The sequence below is a fragment of the Elstera cyanobacteriorum genome, from assembly GCF_002251735.1.
In the GTDB taxonomy this organism is placed as follows: Bacteria; Pseudomonadota; Alphaproteobacteria; order Elsterales; family Elsteraceae; genus Elstera; species Elstera cyanobacteriorum.
This window is the reverse complement of sequence record NZ_NOXS01000029.1, coordinates 38,221-57,274: the sequence shown is the minus strand read 5'-3', so window position 1 is coordinate 57,274 and position 19,054 is coordinate 38,221. Positions and strand designations below refer to the sequence as shown.

Genomic DNA, 19,054 nt, shown 5'->3' with positions numbered 1-19,054 from the left:
GAGACGGCGGTTGACCAACCGGTCAAATCGGCGGAACTTAAACGAACCACTTGCAAACAGGGGTGTGATGGAACAAACGGTTCGCTTCGTGATGGGGGGTCAGCTTCAATCGGTCGTGATCACCGATCCGACGCTAACCGTGTTGGACTGGCTGCGCGGCACCGCCCGGCGCCCCGGTACGAAGGAAGGCTGTGCGGAGGGGGATTGCGGCGCGTGTACCGTTGTCGTGGGTACGCTGACCGGCGAAACCCTGGCCTATAAAGCCGTCAACGCCTGCATCCAATTCCTACCCATGCTCGACGGTAAGGAGTTGGTGACCGTCGAAGACCTGTCGGACAGCGAGACCAACCTGCACCCGGTGCAGGAAGCAATGGTGCAGGAACACGCCAGCCAATGCGGCTTCTGCACCCCCGGGTTCGTCATGAGCCTCTATGCTCTATATCACCAGCGCGAAACGGCCCCCAGCCGCCCGGTGATCGATGCGACCTTGGCGGGAAACCTCTGCCGCTGCACTGGCTATCGCCCAATCATCGCGGCGGCGGAAACCATGTTTGCGCTGCCCCGCCCCGACCATCAGCCGCCCATCGCCCTGCTGAAAACCATTCAGCCCCAGGGCGATTTAACCGTCACCACGCCCGATGGCCGCCGCTTCGACGCGCCGGTGACGCTGGATGGTTTGGCCGATCTGGTCGAGACCTTCCCCGAAGCCGAGCTCTTGGCTGGCGCTACAGATATCGGCCTTTGGGTGACCAAACAGCATCGGGTTCTGCCGCATCTTATTTCCGTTGGGGCCGTTGCCGAGCTGAAGCAGATTGAGGCGACGGATACGGCCGTCACCTTTGGCGCGGGCGTAACTTTCGACGAGGCCTTGCCCCATCTCTCGGCCCTGCACCCGGACCTAACCCGGCTGTTCGAGCGCATCGGCTCCACCCAAATCCGCAATAGCGGTACTTTGGGCGGCAATATCGGCAATGGCTCGCCCATCGGCGATTCGATGCCCGCGCTCATCGCCCTGGGGGCGACGCTGACCCTGCGGAAAGGCGCGGCGGAGCGGCAGATGCCGATTGAGGATTATTTCCTGGCGTATCGCAAAACCGCGCGGCAACCGGGGGAATTTATCGTTTCGGTTACCGTACCATATTTGAAACCCGGCGTTTATTTCGGAACCGATAAGATTTCGAAACGGCAGGACCAGGATATTTCAGCCGTCTGCGCCGCCTATCGGCTGACCGTTACCGATGGGCTGGTAACGTCAGCCCGCCTCGGGTTCGGCGGCATGGCGGGGGTGCCTGCCCGGGCGCGGCAGGCTGAAGCGGCGCTACGCGGCCAACCCTTTACCCTTGAAGCGATCCGCGCGGCGATGGAGGCCCTGGGGCGGGATTTCACCCCGCTTAGCGATATGCGCGCGTCCGCCGACTACCGCCTGACCGTCGCGCGCAATCTGCTGTTGCGTTTCTATTTGCGCGAAACCGGCGTTCAGGTGGGAGAGGTTGGCGAATGAAGGACGGTGCCATCTCCCCCACCCCGGCGGTCGGCGCCGCCCTACCCCATGACGCCGCCCGCCGCCATGTGCGCGGCACAGCGCCCTATATTGATGATCTACCCGAACCGGCGGGGCTGCTGCACGCCGCCGTCGGCCTATCGCCGGTAGCGCACGGCACGCTGACGGGTCTCGACCTCGACAAGGTCCGCGCCTATACTGGCGTTGTTGCGGTATTGAGCGCCGCTGATATTCCCGGTGAGAATAATGTCGGCCCGGTCCTGAAGGATGATCCAATCCTGGTAGATCGGGCGATTGAGTTCCACGGCCAAGCCCTATTTGCCGTCGCAGCCGATACTCTCCACGCCGCCCGCCGCGCCGCTCGGCTCGATGTCGCAACGATTGATCCGCTGCCCGCGCTCCTGACCATCGACGAGGCCTTAGCCGCCAACAGCCATATTTTGCCGCCGCAACGCATGGCGCGCGGCGATGCCGCCGGGGCCATCGCCAAAGCCGCCCATCGGCTGACCGGCAGCTTAACCATGGGCGGGCAGGATCACTTTTACCTGGAAGGCCAGATCTCCCTAGCCATCCCCACCGAAGACGGCGGGGTGCTGATCTATTGTTCGACGCAGCACCCGTCCGAAGTTCAGCATCTTGTCGCTCACGCCCTGCATCTACCGGATGCGCTGGTCACGGTGGAGGTACGGCGCCTCGGCGGCGGGTTCGGCGGTAAGGAAACCCAGGCGGCACAATTCGCCGCCCTGGCCGCAATCTTCGCCCTGAAAACTAAGCGCCCGGTAAAACTGCGCTTGGACCGCGACGATGATATGGTGATGACCGGCAAGCGCCATGATTTTCAGGTGCGCTATACGGTTGGGTTTGATGAGGATGGGCGGATCGAAGGGCTCGACGCGCTGCTCGCCTCCCGCTGCGGTTATTCCGCTGATTTATCGGGGGCGATCAACGACCGGGCGCTGTTCCATATCGATAATTGCTATTATCTGCCCCATGTATCGGTCGAATCGCTGCGGCTGAAAACCCATACGGTGTCTAACACCGCCTTTCGCGGCTTCGGCGGGCCGCAGGGCATGCTGGCCATCGAAGCGGTGATCGACGATATCGCCCGCTTTTTGGGGAAAGACCCGCAGGCGGTGCGCGCCGTCAATCTCTATGGGCCGGGGCGCGATATCGCCCCCTACGGGCAGGTGGTCGATGACGATATTGCCCCGCGCCTCATCGCCCGGCTGGCAGAAAGCGCCGACTATGCCGAGCGCCGGGCCGCCATCGACCGCTTCAATGCCGCCAGCCCTTACCGCAAGCGCGGATTGGCGCTAACGCCGGTCAAGTTCGGGATTTCCTTCACCACCACCTTCCTTAATCAGGCCGGGGCGTTGGTTCATGTTTACACCGATGGCTCGGTGCAAGTGAACCACGGCGGGATTGAGATGGGTCAGGGCCTCTATCAAAAAATCCGGCAGGTTACCGCCGATTGTTTCGGAATCGATATAGATAAGGTTCTGGCGACGGCGACCACGACCGGTAAAGTCCCTAATACCTCCGCCACGGCTGCCTCCTCCGGTGCCGATATGAATGGCAAGGCGGCGGAGGCTGCTGCGCTGCAGATCCGCACCCGTTTAGCGGCGTTTGCGGCTCAGAAGTTCGGCGTTACGGCGGCGGATATCAGCTTTAACAACGGTCAGGTCAGCGGCGGCGGGCAAAGCCTGCCCTTCCCCGATCTTGTCCGCGCCGCCTATCTCGCGCGGATTTCGCTCTCGTCCACGGGGTTCTACGCCACGCCAAAAATTCATTTCGATAAAGAAACTTTTACCGGCAGGCCGTTTCTCTATTATGCCTATGGTGCGGCGGTCGCCGAGGTGGAGGTGGATTGCCTCACGGGCGAAAATAAGCTGCTGCGGGTGGATATTCTGCACGATTGCGGCGCCTCGCTAAACCCGGCGCTGGATAAGGGCCAGATCGAAGGCGGTTTCATCCAGGGTATGGGCTGGCTGACGATGGAAGAACTGGTGTGGGATGCAACGGGCCGTTTGCGCACCCATGCCCCCTCCACCTATAAAATCCCGGCGATTTCCGACACGCCCGAGGCGTTTACCGTTACCCTGTGGGACGAGGCCAATCGGGAAGAGACGATCCACCGCTCCAAAGCGGTGGGCGAACCGCCGTTGATGCTGGCCAATGCGGTTTTCTTTGCGTTGCGCGACGCTGTGGCCGCGACCGCCGCCCTTCCCGGCCCCGTGCCACTGGATGCGCCCGCAACGCCGGAACGCTTGCTGAGAGCCATCCAAACCCTCTCCGGCAGCGCATGAGGGGGTTTTACGCCGCCCTGGCCGACTGGGAGCGAGCGGGAACGCCCTTCACGCTTGTAACGCTGCTGGACGCCCAGGGCTCTACCCCCCGGCAGGCGGGAACGAAAATGGCGGTCAGCGCCGCGCAAGTGCTCGGTACCATCGGCGGCGGAACCTTGGAATTCGAAGCCATAGCCCTCGCCCGCCGCCTGCTTGCTGACCGTGCCGCGCGCCCGGTCACGCGCAAATGGCCGCTGGGGCCAACCCTCGGGCAATGTTGCGGAGGCAGCGTGACCGTGAGTTTTGAGCCAATCCTGCCCCCCGCTCTCAGCCTCGCGATTTTCGGCGCGGGGCATGTGGCGCGGGCGCTGGTGGAGGTGCTGGGGCCATTGCCACATCGGATCGACTGGATCGACGCGCGCGCGCAGGAGTTTCCCGATACCCTACCCGCCCCGGTCGCCGTTCACGTTACCGACCGTCCCGCCGCAGAGATTGCCAAACTTGCTGCTGGGTGTTTCGTTCTCGTGATGACCCACGATCACGCGCTCGACCTTGATCTTACGGCGGCAGCCCTGGCACGGCCCGACCTGCCCTATGTTGGCTTGATTGGATCGAAAACAAAACGGGCGCGGTTTTTAAAGCGTCTCGCCGCCATCGGCCTTGGCGATGCCGCCGCCACGCGCCTCGTCTGCCCCATCGGCCTGCCCGGTACCGGCGGCAAGGCGCCGCGCGAGATCGCCATCGCGACAGCGGCACAACTGCTACAGATTGCAGGCGGCGCGCCGGTCCCAGCGGTCGGTGTTTATTCGGCGGAGGAGGAAAACCATGCCCGTGACGAAAGCTGATCTCGGCCACCGCATCGATCAGGCACGCGGGCAGGAACGCGCCGATTTGGTGATCAAAAATGTGCGGATGCTGGATGTCGTCCACGGCACCCTGCACCGCACCGATATTGCTATCTGCGGCGAAACCATCGTCGGAACGCTGGAGGATTATTCCGGCGCGGTCGAAATCGACGGGTCGGATCGGGTCGCCGTGCCGGGCTTTATCGACGCCCATGTGCATGTCGAATCCTCCCTGGTCACGCCGGGGGAATTCGACCGTTGCGTACTGCCGCGCGGCACGACAACGGCGGTCTGCGATCCCCATGAAATCAGCAATGTGCTGGGGGAAGCCGGGCTGAAGTATTTCCTCGACGCGTCCGAAGGTTTGGCGATGGACCTGCGGGTCCAGCTCTCGTCCTGCGTCCCGGCGACGGGCCTCGAAACCTCCGGCGCGACGCTGGGGGCCTCGGTCCTCGCGAAGTATCGCGATCATCCCCGCACCCTGGGCCTCGCCGAATTCATGAATTATCCGGGGCTTTTCGCCAAGGAGAGCGAGGTGATGGATAAGCTCGTCGCCTTCGCCGGGCGGCATATCGACGGCCATGCGCCGCTGGTACGCGGTAAGGATTTAAACGGCTATCTCGCTGCCGGGATCCGCAATTGCCACGAGACGACCGGCGCCGAAGAAGCGCAGGAAAAGCTGGCGAAGGGCATGCAGGTGCTTATTCGCGACGGGTCGGTCAGCCGCGACGTTGCGGCGCTAACCCCCATTCTGAACGCCCGCACTGCCCCCTTCTGCGGTTTCTGTACCGATGACCGCAACCCGCTGGAAATCGGCCAGGAAGGCCATATGGATCATTTGATCCGCACCGCCATCGGCCTCGGCGCCGATCCTGCCGATGCCTATCGCGCGGCCAGTTGGTCGAGCGCGCAGCATTTCGGCCTGCGCGACCGAGGCTTGCTGGCGCCGGGCTGGCGGGCCGATATTGTGCTGCTGGATGATTATGAAAGCTGCACGGTCGGCCAAGTACTGCGGGCGGGCCGAGTGGTAACGCCGGAGATCTTCGAAGGGCGCCGCTTGCCCGAAATCGTCGGCCTCAACTCGGTCAAACGCAAACCTGTCAATGCCGAGGTCTTCGCCCATCCTGCCACCGCCGCGACCCAGCCGGTGATCGGCGTGCTGCCCGGCAAGATCGTGACGGAATTCCGCACCGCCAGCCTGCCCTTCGGCGCCGATGGGCTAAAGGCGGATATTGGTCAGGACGTGCTGAAAATCGCCGTGCTGGCCCGCCACGGGGTGAATGAGAATATCGGGCGTGGCTTCGTTCAGGGGTTCGGCTTACAGGCGGGGGCGCTCGCCTCCTCCGTCGGGCATGATAGCCATAATATCTGCGTTGTCGGCACCAATGAGGCGGATATGGCCGCCGCCGTAAACCGGGTGATCGCCCTCGGGGGCGGCTTTGTCGCGGCCAAGGATGGGGCGGTTCTGGCGGATCTGCCCTTGCCGGTAGCGGGCCTGATGAGCCTGTTGCCGTTCGAAGGCGTTGACGGGCAGTTGCGCACCCTGCGCGCCGCCGTTCGCACGCTTGGTTGCCCGCTGGAGGAGCCATTCCTGCAACTCGCCTTCCTACCGCTGCCGGTGATCCCGCATCTGAAGATCACCGATTTCGGTCTCGTCGATGTGGATCGGTTCCGGCTGATCGCTTAGTCCCCCGGAACGGCTGCACGGTTTCTGCACAAAAATCCTTGCGGTCTGCACAGGCACCCCATACCGGCTGCACGGCCCCCCACCAGAATGGGGGCATGACACGCACAAACATCATCCCCCTGTGGTTTCCGAAGCGGCTGCTGGCCGATGGCTGGTGGCTAACCCACCCTAACCCCAAGAGCGCGATTATCCTGCCCTTCCCAAGGCTCCGGGCGCGGCGGTGGCGGCCGTGATCCGGGATGCGTTTCCTTTCCGTATCGCGGCGGCCCTAACCGGCGGCCTGCTTTTACATACTCTCTTGCCGCCTCAGGGGTTTGGGCTTGGATTGGCTGCCGGTTTGCTGACCATAGCACTGCTGGCCACCCCCTTTTGGTGCTGCCGGCCCGTGACCTCGGCGATCCTCTGGGCTGCGGTTCCCTTCCTCCTCGGACTGGTCGCGTTGATCGAAATGGCAAACCTGACCAGCCTTCTTCTGACTTTGGTCGGCCTGAGTTTTCTTCTATTCCGGGTAGGCGTTCCGAATGCTGCTTTTCTATCCCTAAGCCTTTTGATGCCCATCGCCCTCACCCCGGTCGGCCCCCTCCTCGCGGTGCGCGATAGTATTCGGTGGGGTTGGGCCTGCGGGCGCCGCTGGAAGGCGGCTTCCTTGGGCGGATCGCTGCGCCCCTTTGCGCTTCCGCTTGCCTTGGGGGCTGGGTTCCTGATGATCTTCGCTGCCGCCAATCCGATGATTGAAGCAGGGTTGCGGGCACTCCCGTCAATCGCCTCACCCGACTTTGCCCTTTCCTTCGACGCTCTGGCGGTTGTCCTCTTAGCTGGCCTGATCTGGCCGTGGCTCACAGGGCAAAAGCGGGTACGGCCCCCGATTGATCTTATCCTACCCGCCCTGCCGCCTTCAGCGCGAAGCATCCTTGGTGGTCTGGTGGTACTGAATCTGGTGTTCGCTCTGCAGAACGGTCTCGACCTCGCGGTCTTGGGTGCAGGGATACGCCTACCCGCAGGCATGACCTATTCGGCCTATGCCCATCGGGGCGCCTATGCGCTGATGCTGGCCGCCTTTATAGCCATCGCGGTTCTTTTGGCCTTTGCCCGCACCCTTCCAGGGCCATTGGCCCGCTACCTGATGCTGCTTTGGGCCGGCCAATGCTTGTTGATGGTCGTTTTTGCGCTGTTGCGGCTAGACGCCTATGTTAGCGCCTATTCCCTTACGCTGCTGCGCCTAGCGGGCGCTGGCCTGATCGGATTTATCGGCCTCTGCTTCCTGATCGTTGGCCGAATGATTGCTGGTCGTAAGCCGATGGGTTGGTTAGCGCCGCGCCTGACCGTCGCAGCCCTTATCGCCGTTTATGGTTGGGGTCTGATAGACGCCGAAGGGCTGATCGCCGACTTTAACCTCGCCCATAGCCGGGAGATGGGGGGAGACGGTCCTTTCCTTGATACGGCATATTTAAAGTCTCTGGGGCCTAGCGCCCTGCCCGCCCTTGCTACCCTTCGACTGCAGACACCCGACCCGGCCCTTCAAAGTAGCCTTCGGCACAGCGAGCATCTTCTGATCGCGGAGCTAGAGGCCGCCCAAAGCGACTGGCGCCGGTGGTCGCTTCGCGGATGGCGGCTTCAGCGGCGATTGGCTACAACACCGTAACGCAGGCGCACGGGAGAGGGCCGGAATGGGCCATAGGATACTAGTGGTCGATGACGAGGCCCATATCCGGGAGGTCATTTGTTTTGCCCTGGATAAGGCCGGGTACACCGTGATCACGGCGGCAACGGGGCCGGAAGGGCTAAACCGGTTTCACCGCGACCGGCCCGATTTGGTTGTGCTTGATATCGGCCTGCCAGACCGCAATGGGTTCGATCTGTGCCGCGATATCCGCAAAACCTCCGACTGCCCGATTGTGTTTTTATCCGCCCGGGATGACGAGATCGACCGGGTTCTGGGGCTGGAACTCGGTGGCGACGATTATGTGGGTAAACCTTTCAGCCCGCGCGAACTGGTGGCCCGCATTGGGGCGATCCTGAAACGGAGCCAGGGCGGCAGCACGCCGCCGCTTAGTCTGGAGCGCAATGATTTAACGCTAATGCCCGAGGGGTTCCACGCCCGCTATGCCGGGCAAACGGTGGGCTTGACCGCCTTGGAGTTTGCCATTCTGCACTTGCTGGCCAGCCGCCCCACGGCGGTTTTCACGCGCGCGCAGATTCTCGATGCGGCCTATCCCGATGCGCTAACGGTAGCCGACCGGACCATTGACAGTCACATCCGCAATATTCGCGCGAAACTGGCCGCGGCGGGCCCTGGTGTTGTTATCGAAACCGTTCACGGGGTCGGGTTTCGGCTCGGCCCCTGCCGCGCGCAGGTGTAAACGTGCCATCTCGATCGATCCGCCGGAAATGGCGACCGTCGCTGGCGATGATCACGGCGGCGACGCTGGCGCTGGTGCTCAGCCTCCCCGCCGCCGGGATTGCGACCCTCTGGTTGCTGCGCGGGCGACCGCTGGGAATCGACGCCGACGAAGCTGCGGTCTTGACGGGGATTCTCGCGCCGATCACCGGGTTGATCGGCTATATCTTCCATCGCAGCCTGACCGAACCACTGCGCCGCCTGACGGCTTGGGCACATGATCTCGACCGCCGCGCCGATATTCCGCCGCCGCCGCCCCATCAGGGTACGCGCGAAGCCGCCGATCTGGCGCAAAGCCTGCTCGCCTTGGCCGAACGGCAACACGCCCGCTCCGCCTATCTTTCGAGCTTTGCCGCCCATGTGTCTCACGCACTGAAATCACCGCTGACCGCCGTGCGCGGCGCGGCTGAACTGATGGCGGATGATCCAACGATGCCGCCAGAAACGCGGCAGCGGTTCCTGAAGAATATTTTGACCGATTGCGACCGGCTGACCCGGCTGCTTGACGACCTACGGGGCCTCGCTGAAGCCGAAGCGCCCCTGCCGGGCGGCAGGTGCCGCCTGGCGGAAATCCTGGCGGATCTTGACACCGCCGCGCCAGGCCTAACGCTTTCCCTGAGCGGAACGCCGGAGCGCCCCTTGCCGCTCAGCCGACAAGCCTTGACCATGGTCCTTGGGCATCTCGCTGAAAACGCCCATCAGCATGGCGCAACCCGCCTGTCGATCACGGTAACCAACCCGCCGGGGCTGATTGTGGAAGACGATGGCCCCGGTATCGCCGCCAGCGTGCGCACAACCCTGTTCGAGAGTTTCGTTACCACACGCGCCGATACCGGCGGCACCGGGTTGGGGCTTGCCATCGTCCGGGCGACCCTCGCGGCCCACGGCGGTAGCATTGACCTGACGACCGGCCAAACGCTGACAGGGGCGGCTTTTTCGATCCGGTTACCGGTTTAATGCCCACCGCCGCCGCCCGCTGGCGCCGGGCGCGGTTTGCGGGTGAGCGGCACCATCAGCACCAGCGCGAAGAACAGGAAGGTTAGGGCCAGGAAAACGTCGCTCATCGCGAAAACCTGGGCTTCGCGGCGAATGATTTTTTCCATCTGTTTCAGCGCCATCAAATCGGCCTCGGTGCCGATGCCCTGGAACTGGGTGGCGAAGGCGGTCAGCACTTCTTCCGCCTTGCCATGGCCCCAGGCGATGCTTTCGCGGAAGCGCGATAGGTGCAGGTCCATCCGCTCGTTCATCAGGGTATTGATGACCGCCAGCCCCACCGCGCCGCCGAGGTTGCGGGTGAGGTTAAAGAGGCCAGAGGCGTTCTTCACCCGCTGCGGTGCCAACGTGCCGAGTGAGAGGTTATTGATCGGCACCATGCACATCATCAGCGAGAAACCGCGCAATACCTGCGGCAACACCAGTTCGTCGAAGGTCCAATCCTTGGTGATGCCGGAGGCGAGATAGGTTCCGAGACCGAAGCCCATGAAGCCAATGGCCATCATCACCCGCAGGTCCATCTTGGTCGAGAGGCGCCCAACGATGGGGGCGGCGAAGAACATGACGATACCGGTTAGGAACATCGTCTCGCCGATCATCAGGGCCGAATAACCACGCACCCGGCTTAAATAGACCGGGTAAAGATACGTCAGCCCGTAGAGGCCGACACCCATGACGAAGGAAAACAGGCAGCCGGTCCAGAAATTGCGGTCGGTGAAGGCGGTTAGATCGACGATGGGGTATTTTATTCGCAACGTCCGCCAGAAGAACAGAATTCCACTGGCGGCGCTGACGATGGCGGCAATCAAGATCGCATCGTCATTGAACCAATCGTTCGCCGAGCCTTCCTCCAACACATATTCTAGGGCACCCAAGAACAGGGCCATGCTGATGAAGCCGGTCCAATCGAAATTCTCCAGCAGATGCCAATCGGGTTTGTCGAAATCGACCAGAAACCAGACCGCCGCCGCGACCAGACAGCCGGGAACGACGTTGACCAAAAACAGCCAGTGCCAGGAGAAGAGATCGGTGAGATAGCCGCCCGCCGTCGGCCCAATCGTCGGCGCCAGGGTGGCGACCATGCCGATCAGCGGCGAAATCGTGCTGCGTTTCGAGGGCGGGAAGGCCGTGAAGGCCGTCGCAAAAACGGTCGGGATCATCGCGCCGCCGACGAACCCTTGCAGGGTGCGCCACAGGATCATCTCGTTGATCGTCTGCGACTGGGCGCACATCAGGCTCATCAGCGTAAAGCCAAGGGCCGAGGCGGTGAACAGCACCCGCGTTGACAGCGCCCGTGATAGCAGGCCCGACAGCGGGATCATAATCACTTCGGCGATGAGGTAAGAGGTCTGCACCCAGGGGATTTCGTCGCTGGAGGCCGATAGGCCCGCCTGAATTTCCGCCAGGGAGGCCGAGACGATTTGAATGTCCAGAATCGCCATGAACATCCCGAAGACCATTGCCGTAAAGGCAATGACCTTGCGGGTCGTCACGGCCTGGGATGGCGGCACAGCCGCGACGGCGGCGGCGCTCATTATTGCGCCAGCGAAAGTGAGGCGACGGGTTCACCGCCCGCCGGGGCAGGTTTAAACCCGTTCGGCAGCGCCGCAACGTCGCCCAACCGAACCGGCTTCTTGCCATCCTGGGCGCGCAATTCGATTTCGACCGAGAGACCCGAGCGCAACCAGCCTTCCGAAACCGCCTGCGGGTCAAGGGCAATGCGCACCGGCACGCGCTGGACGATCTTGGTAAAATTGCCCGTGGCATTTTCCGGCGGCAACAGCGAGAAAATTGCACCCGACGCGGGGGAGATGCTCTCGACGACGCCCTGGACCGGGCGATCCTTGCGGGCATCGACCATCACCGTTACCTGCTGGCCGAGTTGCAGCTTGGCAAGCTGGGTTTCTTTCAAATTGGCTTCGACATAGACTGATTTCGGCGACAGAAGCGCCAGCAACCGCACGCCGGGCTGCACATATTGGCCAACTTGAACGGCGCGATTGCCGACGATGCCGTCGATGGGCGCGCGGATGACCGTAAAGCTAAGGTCGCGTTCGGCCTTATCGAGCGCATTTTGCAGTTCCTGGCGCCCGCGCGCGGTTTCCGCCCGCTGGGCCTTCAGCACGTCGACCTGCGCTTCGGCAGCCACGACGGCGGCAGAGGCTTGATCGATTTGCGCCAGGTTGCGCTCCCGGTCCGCCTTGGCCGTATCATAGGCCGCTTGGCTGGCAAAATCCGACCGCACCAGGGCCTGCACGCGCTGCAAGGCCGCCGCCGCGCGCTGGCTGTCGGCGCGGTTCACCTGCTTTTGGCTGCGGGTTTGCAGAACGACCGCTTCCTGGGCCGCAATCTGCGCATCGATGCGTGCCAGCGTCTGTTCGTGGGTGGCCAACTTGGCTTTCGCCGCATCGACGGCAAGGCGATAGTCGCCATCGTCCAGCCGGGCGATAACCTCGCCCGCTTTCACATACCCATTGTCGCGCACCGCCACATCCGTGACATAGCCCGCGACTTTCGCGGCCATCACCGTAACATCGGCCTTCACATAGGCATCGTCGGTGGAAACGCGGAAACGGCCGTGCTGATACCAGTCGAGCCCATACCAGCCCCCCGCCCCGACCGCCGCCAGCAAAATGACCGGCAGAATCAGCTTTTTCGGCGAAAAACCGCGCGCTTTGTCCGGGCCGTGATCGGCACCCGTCGGCTGGGATTGGGACATGGAAGCCTCGTCATAAAAAATAAACCGAACCGTTCGGTTCGATTTGACATAGACCCTTTAACTCCGTTAATCAAGAGGGAAGCCCGCCCCCGCCCCCGAGGTTTTGCATGACCGTTCCCCTAGCCGCCTTCGCCGCCCCGCCCCTAGGCGCCCAAGGTGCGACCGACGATCCGGCGGATACGGCAAAGCGGCGGCAGATTCTGGAAGGGGCGAAGCGGGTTTTCCTCGAACATGGGTTCGACGGCGCCAGCATGAACGATATTACGAAGGCGGCGGGCGTTTCCAAAGGTACGATCTATGCCTATTTCTCGGGCAAAGATACGCTGTTCGAAGAGCTGATCCGGCTGGAAAAACAGGAACAGGCGGAAAGCCTGTGCCTCATCTCGCCAGACGATCACGCGACGGCCGACGTGCTTTATGATTTCGGGCTGAAAATCTTAACCAAGCTCCTTCACCCCGAATCGATTGCCCGGGTAAGGCTGGTGATGGGCATAACCCCGCGCTTTCCCAATATCGGGCGGACGTTTTTTGAAACCGGCTACGCCCGGGGCATCGCCCGGCTGACCGATTATCTGGCAACCCAGATCACGCAAGGGAAACTCGACGCCGCCGATCCGGCGAAAGCGGCCCAGCATTTCTTCGATATTTGCTTCTCCCGCCCCCTGCGCGCCGCCATGCTGGCGGTGATCGACGATATGTCGCCGGAGGAAAAACACGCCCATGTGACCGAATCGGTCGCGGCTTTCTTTAAACTTTATCCGCTGAAGGGCTGATGCCCTGGCGCCATTGGTGGCCATACTCCTCCGCAAGTTCCAGGAACGCCCGCAAGATCGGGCGGCGGCGGCGGGCTTCTTGGCAGACGACATATTCCGTGCAGCCGGTGATCCCGCCGGGCGCACTCAGCGGGCGTTTCACCACCCGGCGGTCCTGCCCGGTTTCTGAGTTAAAAATCAGGCTAACCCCCAGCCCATGCGCCGCCGCCTCGCGGATCGCCTCGCGCGTCGCCACCTGGATCGTTTCGCGTGGGCTAGTCTGATGCTTGTCCAGCAGCGCGAGCGTCACGGCGCGCGTCGTCGACCCAGGCTCCCGCAGCAATAATACCGTGTCGGCAAGGGCACTGACCGGCACCACCTCCAGTGCGGCGAGTGGGTGATCGACCGCCATCACCGCCACCAGCGGGTCTTCGCCAATCGGCACGAAATGCAACCCCGGCACCACTTTCGGATCGGCGACGATGCCAACATCGGCCACCCCGTCCAAAATCTGTTTTAGCGCCGCCGGGGCGTTTGTTACACCCAGCGATACCTGCGGCTGCGGAAAGCGCTGACGAAACCGCGCCAGCAGCGAGGCGGCGTGCAGCGGCCCATCGGCCACGACCTGTAAGGCGCCGCCAAGATCGACCGTCGCCCGGTCGCCCAGCAGCGCCTGAATTTGATCCGTCACATCGGATAGTTTCGTCGTCAGCCCATAAAGCTCGTATCCCAGGCTGGTCAAAACCAATCCCCGACCCTCTCGGCTGAACAACCGCACCTGATAACGTGCCTCTAAATCCTTGATTTGTTCCGATAAAGTCGGCTGCGACACCCCGAGCATCCGCGCGGCGCGGCTCATCGTTCCTTCGCGGGCAACGGCGTGGAAGGCGCGGATCTGGTGATAATTCAGCATTTTCTATCCATCTGAACCCGTCAGTTTGTTTGGTTTTACCGATAGTATGTTGCGGATATATGGATTTGATCGAAATCACGTTCCCGCCCATTCTCCGCCCAACCCCACATGGATCACGGAGACTGGGCCGATGAGCAGCATCGAAGCCGTTATTTTCGATTGGGCGGGCACGATGATCGACTTTGGCTCCCGCGCGCCGATGGGGGTTTTCGTCGAACTCTTTCGCCGTCACGGGCTCGAGGTTTCGGTGCTTGAGGCCCGCGTGCCGATGGGGCTGCCGAAGCGCGCCCATATCGCCGCCATGCTAACCCAGCCGCGCATTGCCGACGCCTGGGCCGCCCACTATGGTGCCGCCGCGACGGAAGCCGACATCGACCGGCTCTATGCCGAATTCGGCCCGATGAATGTCGCGGTTGCCGCGCAATTCGCCGATCTGGTGCCGGGTGCCCTGCCGATCATCGAGCGGCTGAAGGCAGATGGGGTGCGTATCGGCTCCACCACCGGGTACACACGCGAGATTATGAACCAAGTCCTGCCGGTCGCAGCCGCCCAAGGATATGCGCCGGAAACCCTGGTTTGTGCCGACGATCTGCCCGAAGGCCGCCCCGGCCCGATGATGATGCAGAAATGCTTTGCCGACCTTGGCCTCGCCGACCCGGCCCGCGTCGTGAAGGTCGATGATACCGAACCGGGGATCGCCGAAGGGCTTGCCGCCGGAACCTGGACCATCGGGGTCGCCGTCTCCGGCAATGCCGTCGGCCTATCCGCCGCCGAATGGGCTGACCTGTCGCCCAATGCGCAATTCGCGCTGCGCCGTCAGGCCGCCCAACGGCTGTTCGACGCCGGGGCGCATTTTGTCGTCGATACCGTCACGGATCTGTTGCCGGTGCTCGATACCATCCGGGGCAAGCTCGCCGCCGGGCAAACCCCCACCGCATGAGGATGATCATGTCCGTCTCGCTGAAATCCGTCGCCTCGCTGACCGCCGCCCTGCTGCTGACCACGGGCGCCGCCCTGGCGCAGACCAAGCTGAATGTCTATACCGCGCTGGAAAACGACCAGCTCGCGCCGCTGAAGGCCGCGTTCGAAGCCGCCAATAAGGGCATCGAGATCACGTGGGTGCGCGATTCGACCGGCATCGTCACCGCCCGCGTGCTGGCCGAAAAAGCCAATCCGCAGGCCGATGTGATCTGGGGCGTCGCCCTATCGTCCATCCTGATGTTCGATAAGGAAGGCATTCTGGAAGCCTATGCCCCGAAGGGGATTGAGGATCTGAAGCCGAGCTTCCGCGACGAAGCGAGCGCACCGAAATGGACGGGCATGGACGCTTTCCTGTCCTTCATCGCCGTCAACCAGCCGGAATTCGCCAAAACCGGCGCCGCCCCGGTCAAGGGTTGGAACGATCTGCTGCAGCCGCAGTTGAAAGGCAAGCTGGTCATGCCGAACCCGGCCTCCTCCGGCACGGGCTATCTGCAAGTCGCAGGCTGGTTGCAGTCGATGGGCGAGGACAACGGCTGGGCCTTCATGGACAAGCTCCATGACAACATCGGCGTCTATACCCATTCCGGCTCCGCCCCCCATGTGCAGGCCGCGAAAGGCGAACGCACCGCTTCGGTCGGGATCGACATGCGCGCGGTGAAGGAAAAGAACAATGGCGCGCCGCTCGACGTGATCGTGCCCGCCGATGGCGTGGCCTGGGATATGGAAGCGACCGCCCTGGTCAAAGGCCGCCCCAATGCCGAGGCCGCCAAGAAGCTGATCGACTTCACCGTCTCCAAAGAGGCGCACGAGCAATACGCTAAATTCTACGCCGTCGTCGGTCGTAAGGACGTGAACGCCGCGCCGAAGAATTATCCTACCGATGCCGAAGCCAAAATGCTGAAGGTCGATTTCGGCAAAATGGCCGCCGATCGCGACCGGGTTCTCGCCGAGTGGACCCGCCGGTACGATGGTAAATCCGCGCCGAAGAATTAAGGAAGGCCCAAGCTCCCTCTCCCCTCGGGAGAGGGAGGAGCCGCAGGCGCCGGGTGAGGGGAAGCGTGCTGATCGTTCAGGCTTGCCCCTCGCCCTGCCCTCTCCCCAGGGAGAGGGTCGCAAGCCCGCGATGATGTCCCGCCGCTTCCCTGCCGAGGCCAGAAATGACCCAGCTTCTCACCCCGCCGCCGATGGATACTCAATTGAAGGCCGAAACCGCGCCCTATCTATCGCTCCGGGGGGTGCGCAAGCGCTTCGGTCAGTTTGAAGCCTTGAAGGGCATCGACCTCGATATTCCCCCCTCCAGCTTCGTCTGTTTCCTCGGCCCGTCGGGCTGCGGTAAATCGACCCTGCTGCGCGCCATCGCGGGCCTCGACCGCCAGGACACGGGCAGCATTCATCAGGCCGGGCGCGATATTTCGCACCTGCCGCCGGGGGAGCGGGATTTCGGCATCGTTTTTCAATCCTACGCCCTGTTTCCCAATCTCACGGTGGCGGAAAATATTGGCTACGGCCTCGTCAACCGCCGGGTACCGAAAGCCGAGCGGCAGCGCATTGTCGATGAACTGCTCAGCGTCGTCGGGCTTCCGGGATCGGGCGGTAAGTTCCCCAATCAGCTTTCCGGCGGCCAGCAACAGCGCGTCGCCCTCGCCCGCGCGCTCGCGATGGAACCGGGTCTCTTGCTGCTCGACGAGCCGCTGTCGGCCCTTGATGCCCGCGTGCGCTTACGCCTGCGCGCCGAAATCCGCGACCTGCAACGCCGCCTCGGCATCACCACCATTATGGTCACCCACGATCAGGACGAAGCGCTGACGATGGCCGATCTCATCGTCGTGATGAGTGACGGCAAGATCGAACAGATCGGCAGCCCGCAAGCGATTTATCGCCGCCCCGCCAGCCTGTTCGTCGCCGATTTCGTCGGCAGCATGACGGCTGCGCGCGGCATGGTCTTCGAGCCAGGGGCAGTTGTCTGCGGGCGGCAGGTTCTCCATGTCCCGACGGGCGCCCTGCGCGGCCCGGTCCAGCTTCGCCTGCGCCCGGAAGCCTTGGCGCTGTGCGCAGGGGGCGATCAACCCAACCGCCTGACCGGCACGGTCGCCGCCGTCACCTTCCACGGCCCGGGGGTGCAGGTGGAAATCGATTGCGGGCTGGATCATGACGTGCCGCTGCGGCTCGACCTCGGCCATCACGCTCTCGCTGGATGCGACCTACGCCCTGGCGCCGCGATTGCCGTCACCGTCCCGCCGGACGCCGTGCATCTCTTTGCCGAGCCTACCGCATGACCGGCCATAGCCTTCCCCCTCGCGTCGCCACGGTCCGCCCGGCATTGGTCCGACGCCTCGGCCTTGCCCTGATCGTCGGGACGTTGATCCTTGGCATCGCCCTGCCGCTGGTCAGCCTGTTGCATCTGGCCCTGCAAGCGCGCGACGGCAGTTTCGTCGGGCTACGCAATGTGCTGGCCTTCCTGGGTAGCCCGGCGCTTGCCGTTTCGGTCTGGAACTCCATCTGGACGGCGCTGGTGACGGTGATCCTTACCGTGCCGCTGGCCTTCGGCTTTGCCTATGCCCTAACGCGGACCTGCCTGCGCGGGCGCGGGCTGTTCAATATGATCGCGGCGATCCCACTCTTGGCGCCTTCGGTGCTGCCCGCCATCGCTTTGATCTATCTTTTCGGCAATCAAGGGCTGCTGCGCCCCTGGCTGCCGGAGGGGTTCGATATCTACGGGCCGTGGGGCATTATCTTGGCCCATTGCTTCTATGCCTTCCCGTTGGCGGTGCTGATTCTGACAACGGCACTATCGACGGCGGATGCGCGGCTCTATGAGGCGGCGGCGAGCCTCGGTACGCCGGCGCGGCGGGTATTCTTCACCATCACCCTGCCCGGCGCGCGCTATGGGCTGGTCGGCGCGATCTTTGTGGTGTTTACCGAGGTCGTCACCGATTTCGGCGTCGCCAAGGTCATCGGCGGGCAGTTCAACGTGCTGGCGACCGATGTGTATAAGCAGGTCGTCGGCCAGCAGAATTTCCCGATGGGCGCGGTGATCGGCTTCTTCCTGCTGCTGCCCGCCCTGCTGGCGTTTATGGTGGACCGCGCCGTGCAGCGCAAGCAACAGGCGCAACTGACCGCCCGCGCCGTGCCGCTGCTGCCGCGCCCCGAGGCAGGCCGCGACCGCGCCGCGCTGCTCTATTGTCTGCTGATCGCCGCCCCTATTCTGCTGGTGATCGGCATTGCCGCCTGGGCCTCGCTGGTCAGCTACTGGCCCTATAATCTGGCGCTGACCTGGCGGCATTACGACTTCGCCGAAACCGACCCCGCCGGGTGGGGGTCGGTGTGGAATACGGTACGGTTAGGGCTGATCTCCGCCTGCATCGGCACGCCGCTGGTCTTCGGCACCGCCTTCTTGCTCGACCGCGCGAAAGACATGCCGCGCCTCGCCGACGCGGGTCGCGCGCTGATGCTGGTGCCGCTGGCCGTCCCCGGCCTCGTCATGGGCCTCGGTTATATCTTCTTCTTTAACGCGCCGTGGAACCCGCTGAATGTCCTTTACGGCACGATGGCGATCCTGGTGTTGAACAGCGTGATGCGGCTGTTGCCCGTCACCTATGTGACCGCGACGACGGCCCTGACTGCGATTGACCGGGAGTTCGATGCGGTCGGTGCCTCGCTGAAAGTGCCGGGGTGGAAGACCTTCTTCCGCGTCACCGTGCCACTGTGCCTGCCCAGCCTTTTGAATATCTGGATTTATTTCTTCACCAATGCCGCCACCACGCTTTCCGCAATCATCTTTCTCTATGTCGCCGACACGAAAACCGCCTCCATCGCCATTGTGAATATGGATGAAGCCGGGGCCACGGCGTCTGCCGCCGCAATGGGCATGGTCATCGCCGCTCTGTGCGCCACCGCCAAACTGACCCAGGTCGGGGCCAGCGCCCTGATTGACCGTCGCCGTCGCCGCTGGAGCCAGCGGTAGAGCTGAAGGAAAAACT

The 19,054-nt window shown here is 63.2% G+C and carries 15 protein-coding genes; 12 read left to right on the top strand and 3 right to left on the bottom strand.

Annotated features, from left to right (window positions below):
• Window positions 1-67 precede the first annotated feature (67 nt).
• The 7 genes from xdhA (at window position 68) to CHR90_RS05315 (ending at window position 9,673) form a co-directional block, all read left to right on the top strand.
• Window positions 68-1,501, top strand: a complete 1,434-nt coding sequence (xdhA, locus tag CHR90_RS05345; protein ID WP_094407957.1) for a xanthine dehydrogenase small subunit — start codon at window positions 68-70, stop codon at window positions 1,499-1,501.
• A complete protein-coding gene (gene xdhB / locus CHR90_RS05340; RefSeq protein ID WP_094407956.1) occupies window positions 1,498-3,807 on the top strand; it encodes a xanthine dehydrogenase molybdopterin binding subunit in 2,310 nt (769 codons plus the stop codon). Before xdhA ends, xdhB begins: the two co-directional genes overlap by 4 nt.
• Entirely contained in the window at window positions 3,804-4,631 is an 828-nt protein-coding gene (gene xdhC / locus CHR90_RS05335) for a xanthine dehydrogenase accessory protein XdhC (RefSeq protein ID WP_094407955.1), read from the top strand. Before xdhB ends, xdhC begins: the two co-directional genes overlap by 4 nt.
• Window positions 4,612-6,318, top strand: a complete 1,707-nt coding sequence (ade, locus tag CHR90_RS05330) for an adenine deaminase (RefSeq protein ID WP_094407954.1) — start codon at window positions 4,612-4,614, stop codon at window positions 6,316-6,318. The genes xdhC and ade overlap by 20 nt, the downstream gene beginning before the upstream one ends.
• A 325-nt stretch (window positions 6,319-6,643) precedes the next feature.
• A complete protein-coding gene (locus CHR90_RS05325; protein WP_141210877.1) occupies window positions 6,644-7,960 on the top strand; it encodes a DUF4153 domain-containing protein in 1,317 nt (438 codons plus the stop codon).
• 25 nt (window positions 7,961-7,985) lie between these two features.
• Entirely contained in the window at window positions 7,986-8,678 is a 693-nt protein-coding gene (locus CHR90_RS05320) for a response regulator transcription factor (RefSeq protein ID WP_094407952.1), read from the top strand.
• Window positions 8,679-8,680: 2 nt separating this feature from the next.
• The gene (locus CHR90_RS05315; RefSeq protein WP_141210876.1) at window positions 8,681-9,673 is read left to right on the top strand and encodes a sensor histidine kinase; all 993 of its coding nucleotides are present in this window, start codon (window positions 8,681-8,683) and stop codon (window positions 9,671-9,673) included.
• Here CHR90_RS05315 and CHR90_RS05310 read toward each other — a convergent pair.
• Both CHR90_RS05310 and CHR90_RS05305 read right to left on the bottom strand, forming a co-directional pair.
• Window positions 9,670-11,244: a DHA2 family efflux MFS transporter permease subunit gene (locus CHR90_RS05310; RefSeq protein WP_094407950.1), complete on the bottom strand. Its 1,575-nt coding sequence runs from the start codon at window positions 11,242-11,244 to the stop codon at window positions 9,670-9,672. The genes CHR90_RS05315 and CHR90_RS05310 overlap by 4 nt on opposite strands.
• The gene (locus CHR90_RS05305) at window positions 11,244-12,428 is read right to left on the bottom strand and encodes an HlyD family secretion protein (RefSeq protein WP_094407949.1); all 1,185 of its coding nucleotides are present in this window, start codon (window positions 12,426-12,428) and stop codon (window positions 11,244-11,246) included. The genes CHR90_RS05310 and CHR90_RS05305 overlap by 1 nt, the downstream gene beginning before the upstream one ends.
• Before the next feature lie 107 nt (window positions 12,429-12,535).
• On the opposite strand from CHR90_RS05305, the gene CHR90_RS05300 reads away from it, so the two are divergent.
• Entirely contained in the window at window positions 12,536-13,201 is a 666-nt protein-coding gene (locus CHR90_RS05300) for a TetR/AcrR family transcriptional regulator (RefSeq protein ID WP_094407948.1), read from the top strand.
• Here the strand turns inward: CHR90_RS05300 and CHR90_RS05295 are convergent.
• Entirely contained in the window at window positions 13,176-14,093 is a 918-nt protein-coding gene (locus CHR90_RS05295; protein WP_094407947.1) for a LysR substrate-binding domain-containing protein, read from the bottom strand. The two genes, CHR90_RS05300 and CHR90_RS05295, sit on opposite strands and share 26 nt — an antisense overlap.
• Before the next feature lie 130 nt (window positions 14,094-14,223).
• On the opposite strand from CHR90_RS05295, the gene phnX reads away from it, so the two are divergent.
• From phnX to CHR90_RS05275, 4 genes are all read left to right on the top strand, one after another.
• The gene (gene phnX / locus CHR90_RS05290) at window positions 14,224-15,033 is read left to right on the top strand and encodes a phosphonoacetaldehyde hydrolase (protein WP_094407946.1); all 810 of its coding nucleotides are present in this window, start codon (window positions 14,224-14,226) and stop codon (window positions 15,031-15,033) included.
• Window positions 15,034-15,041: 8 nt separating this feature from the next.
• A complete protein-coding gene (locus tag CHR90_RS05285) occupies window positions 15,042-16,067 on the top strand; it encodes a putative 2-aminoethylphosphonate ABC transporter substrate-binding protein (protein ID WP_094408073.1) in 1,026 nt (341 codons plus the stop codon).
• A 164-nt stretch (window positions 16,068-16,231) separates the two neighbouring features.
• On the top strand, window positions 16,232-17,350 hold the full coding sequence (locus tag CHR90_RS05280; protein ID WP_229671468.1) for a putative 2-aminoethylphosphonate ABC transporter ATP-binding protein: 1,119 nt from the start codon (window positions 16,232-16,234) through the stop codon (window positions 17,348-17,350).
• Window positions 17,347-19,038 carry a putative 2-aminoethylphosphonate ABC transporter permease subunit gene (locus tag CHR90_RS05275; RefSeq protein ID WP_170941299.1) on the top strand — a complete coding sequence of 564 codons (1,692 nt, stop codon included), beginning with the start codon at window positions 17,347-17,349 and terminating at the stop codon, window positions 19,036-19,038. The genes CHR90_RS05280 and CHR90_RS05275 overlap by 4 nt, the downstream gene beginning before the upstream one ends.
• Window positions 19,039-19,054 lie beyond the last annotated feature (16 nt).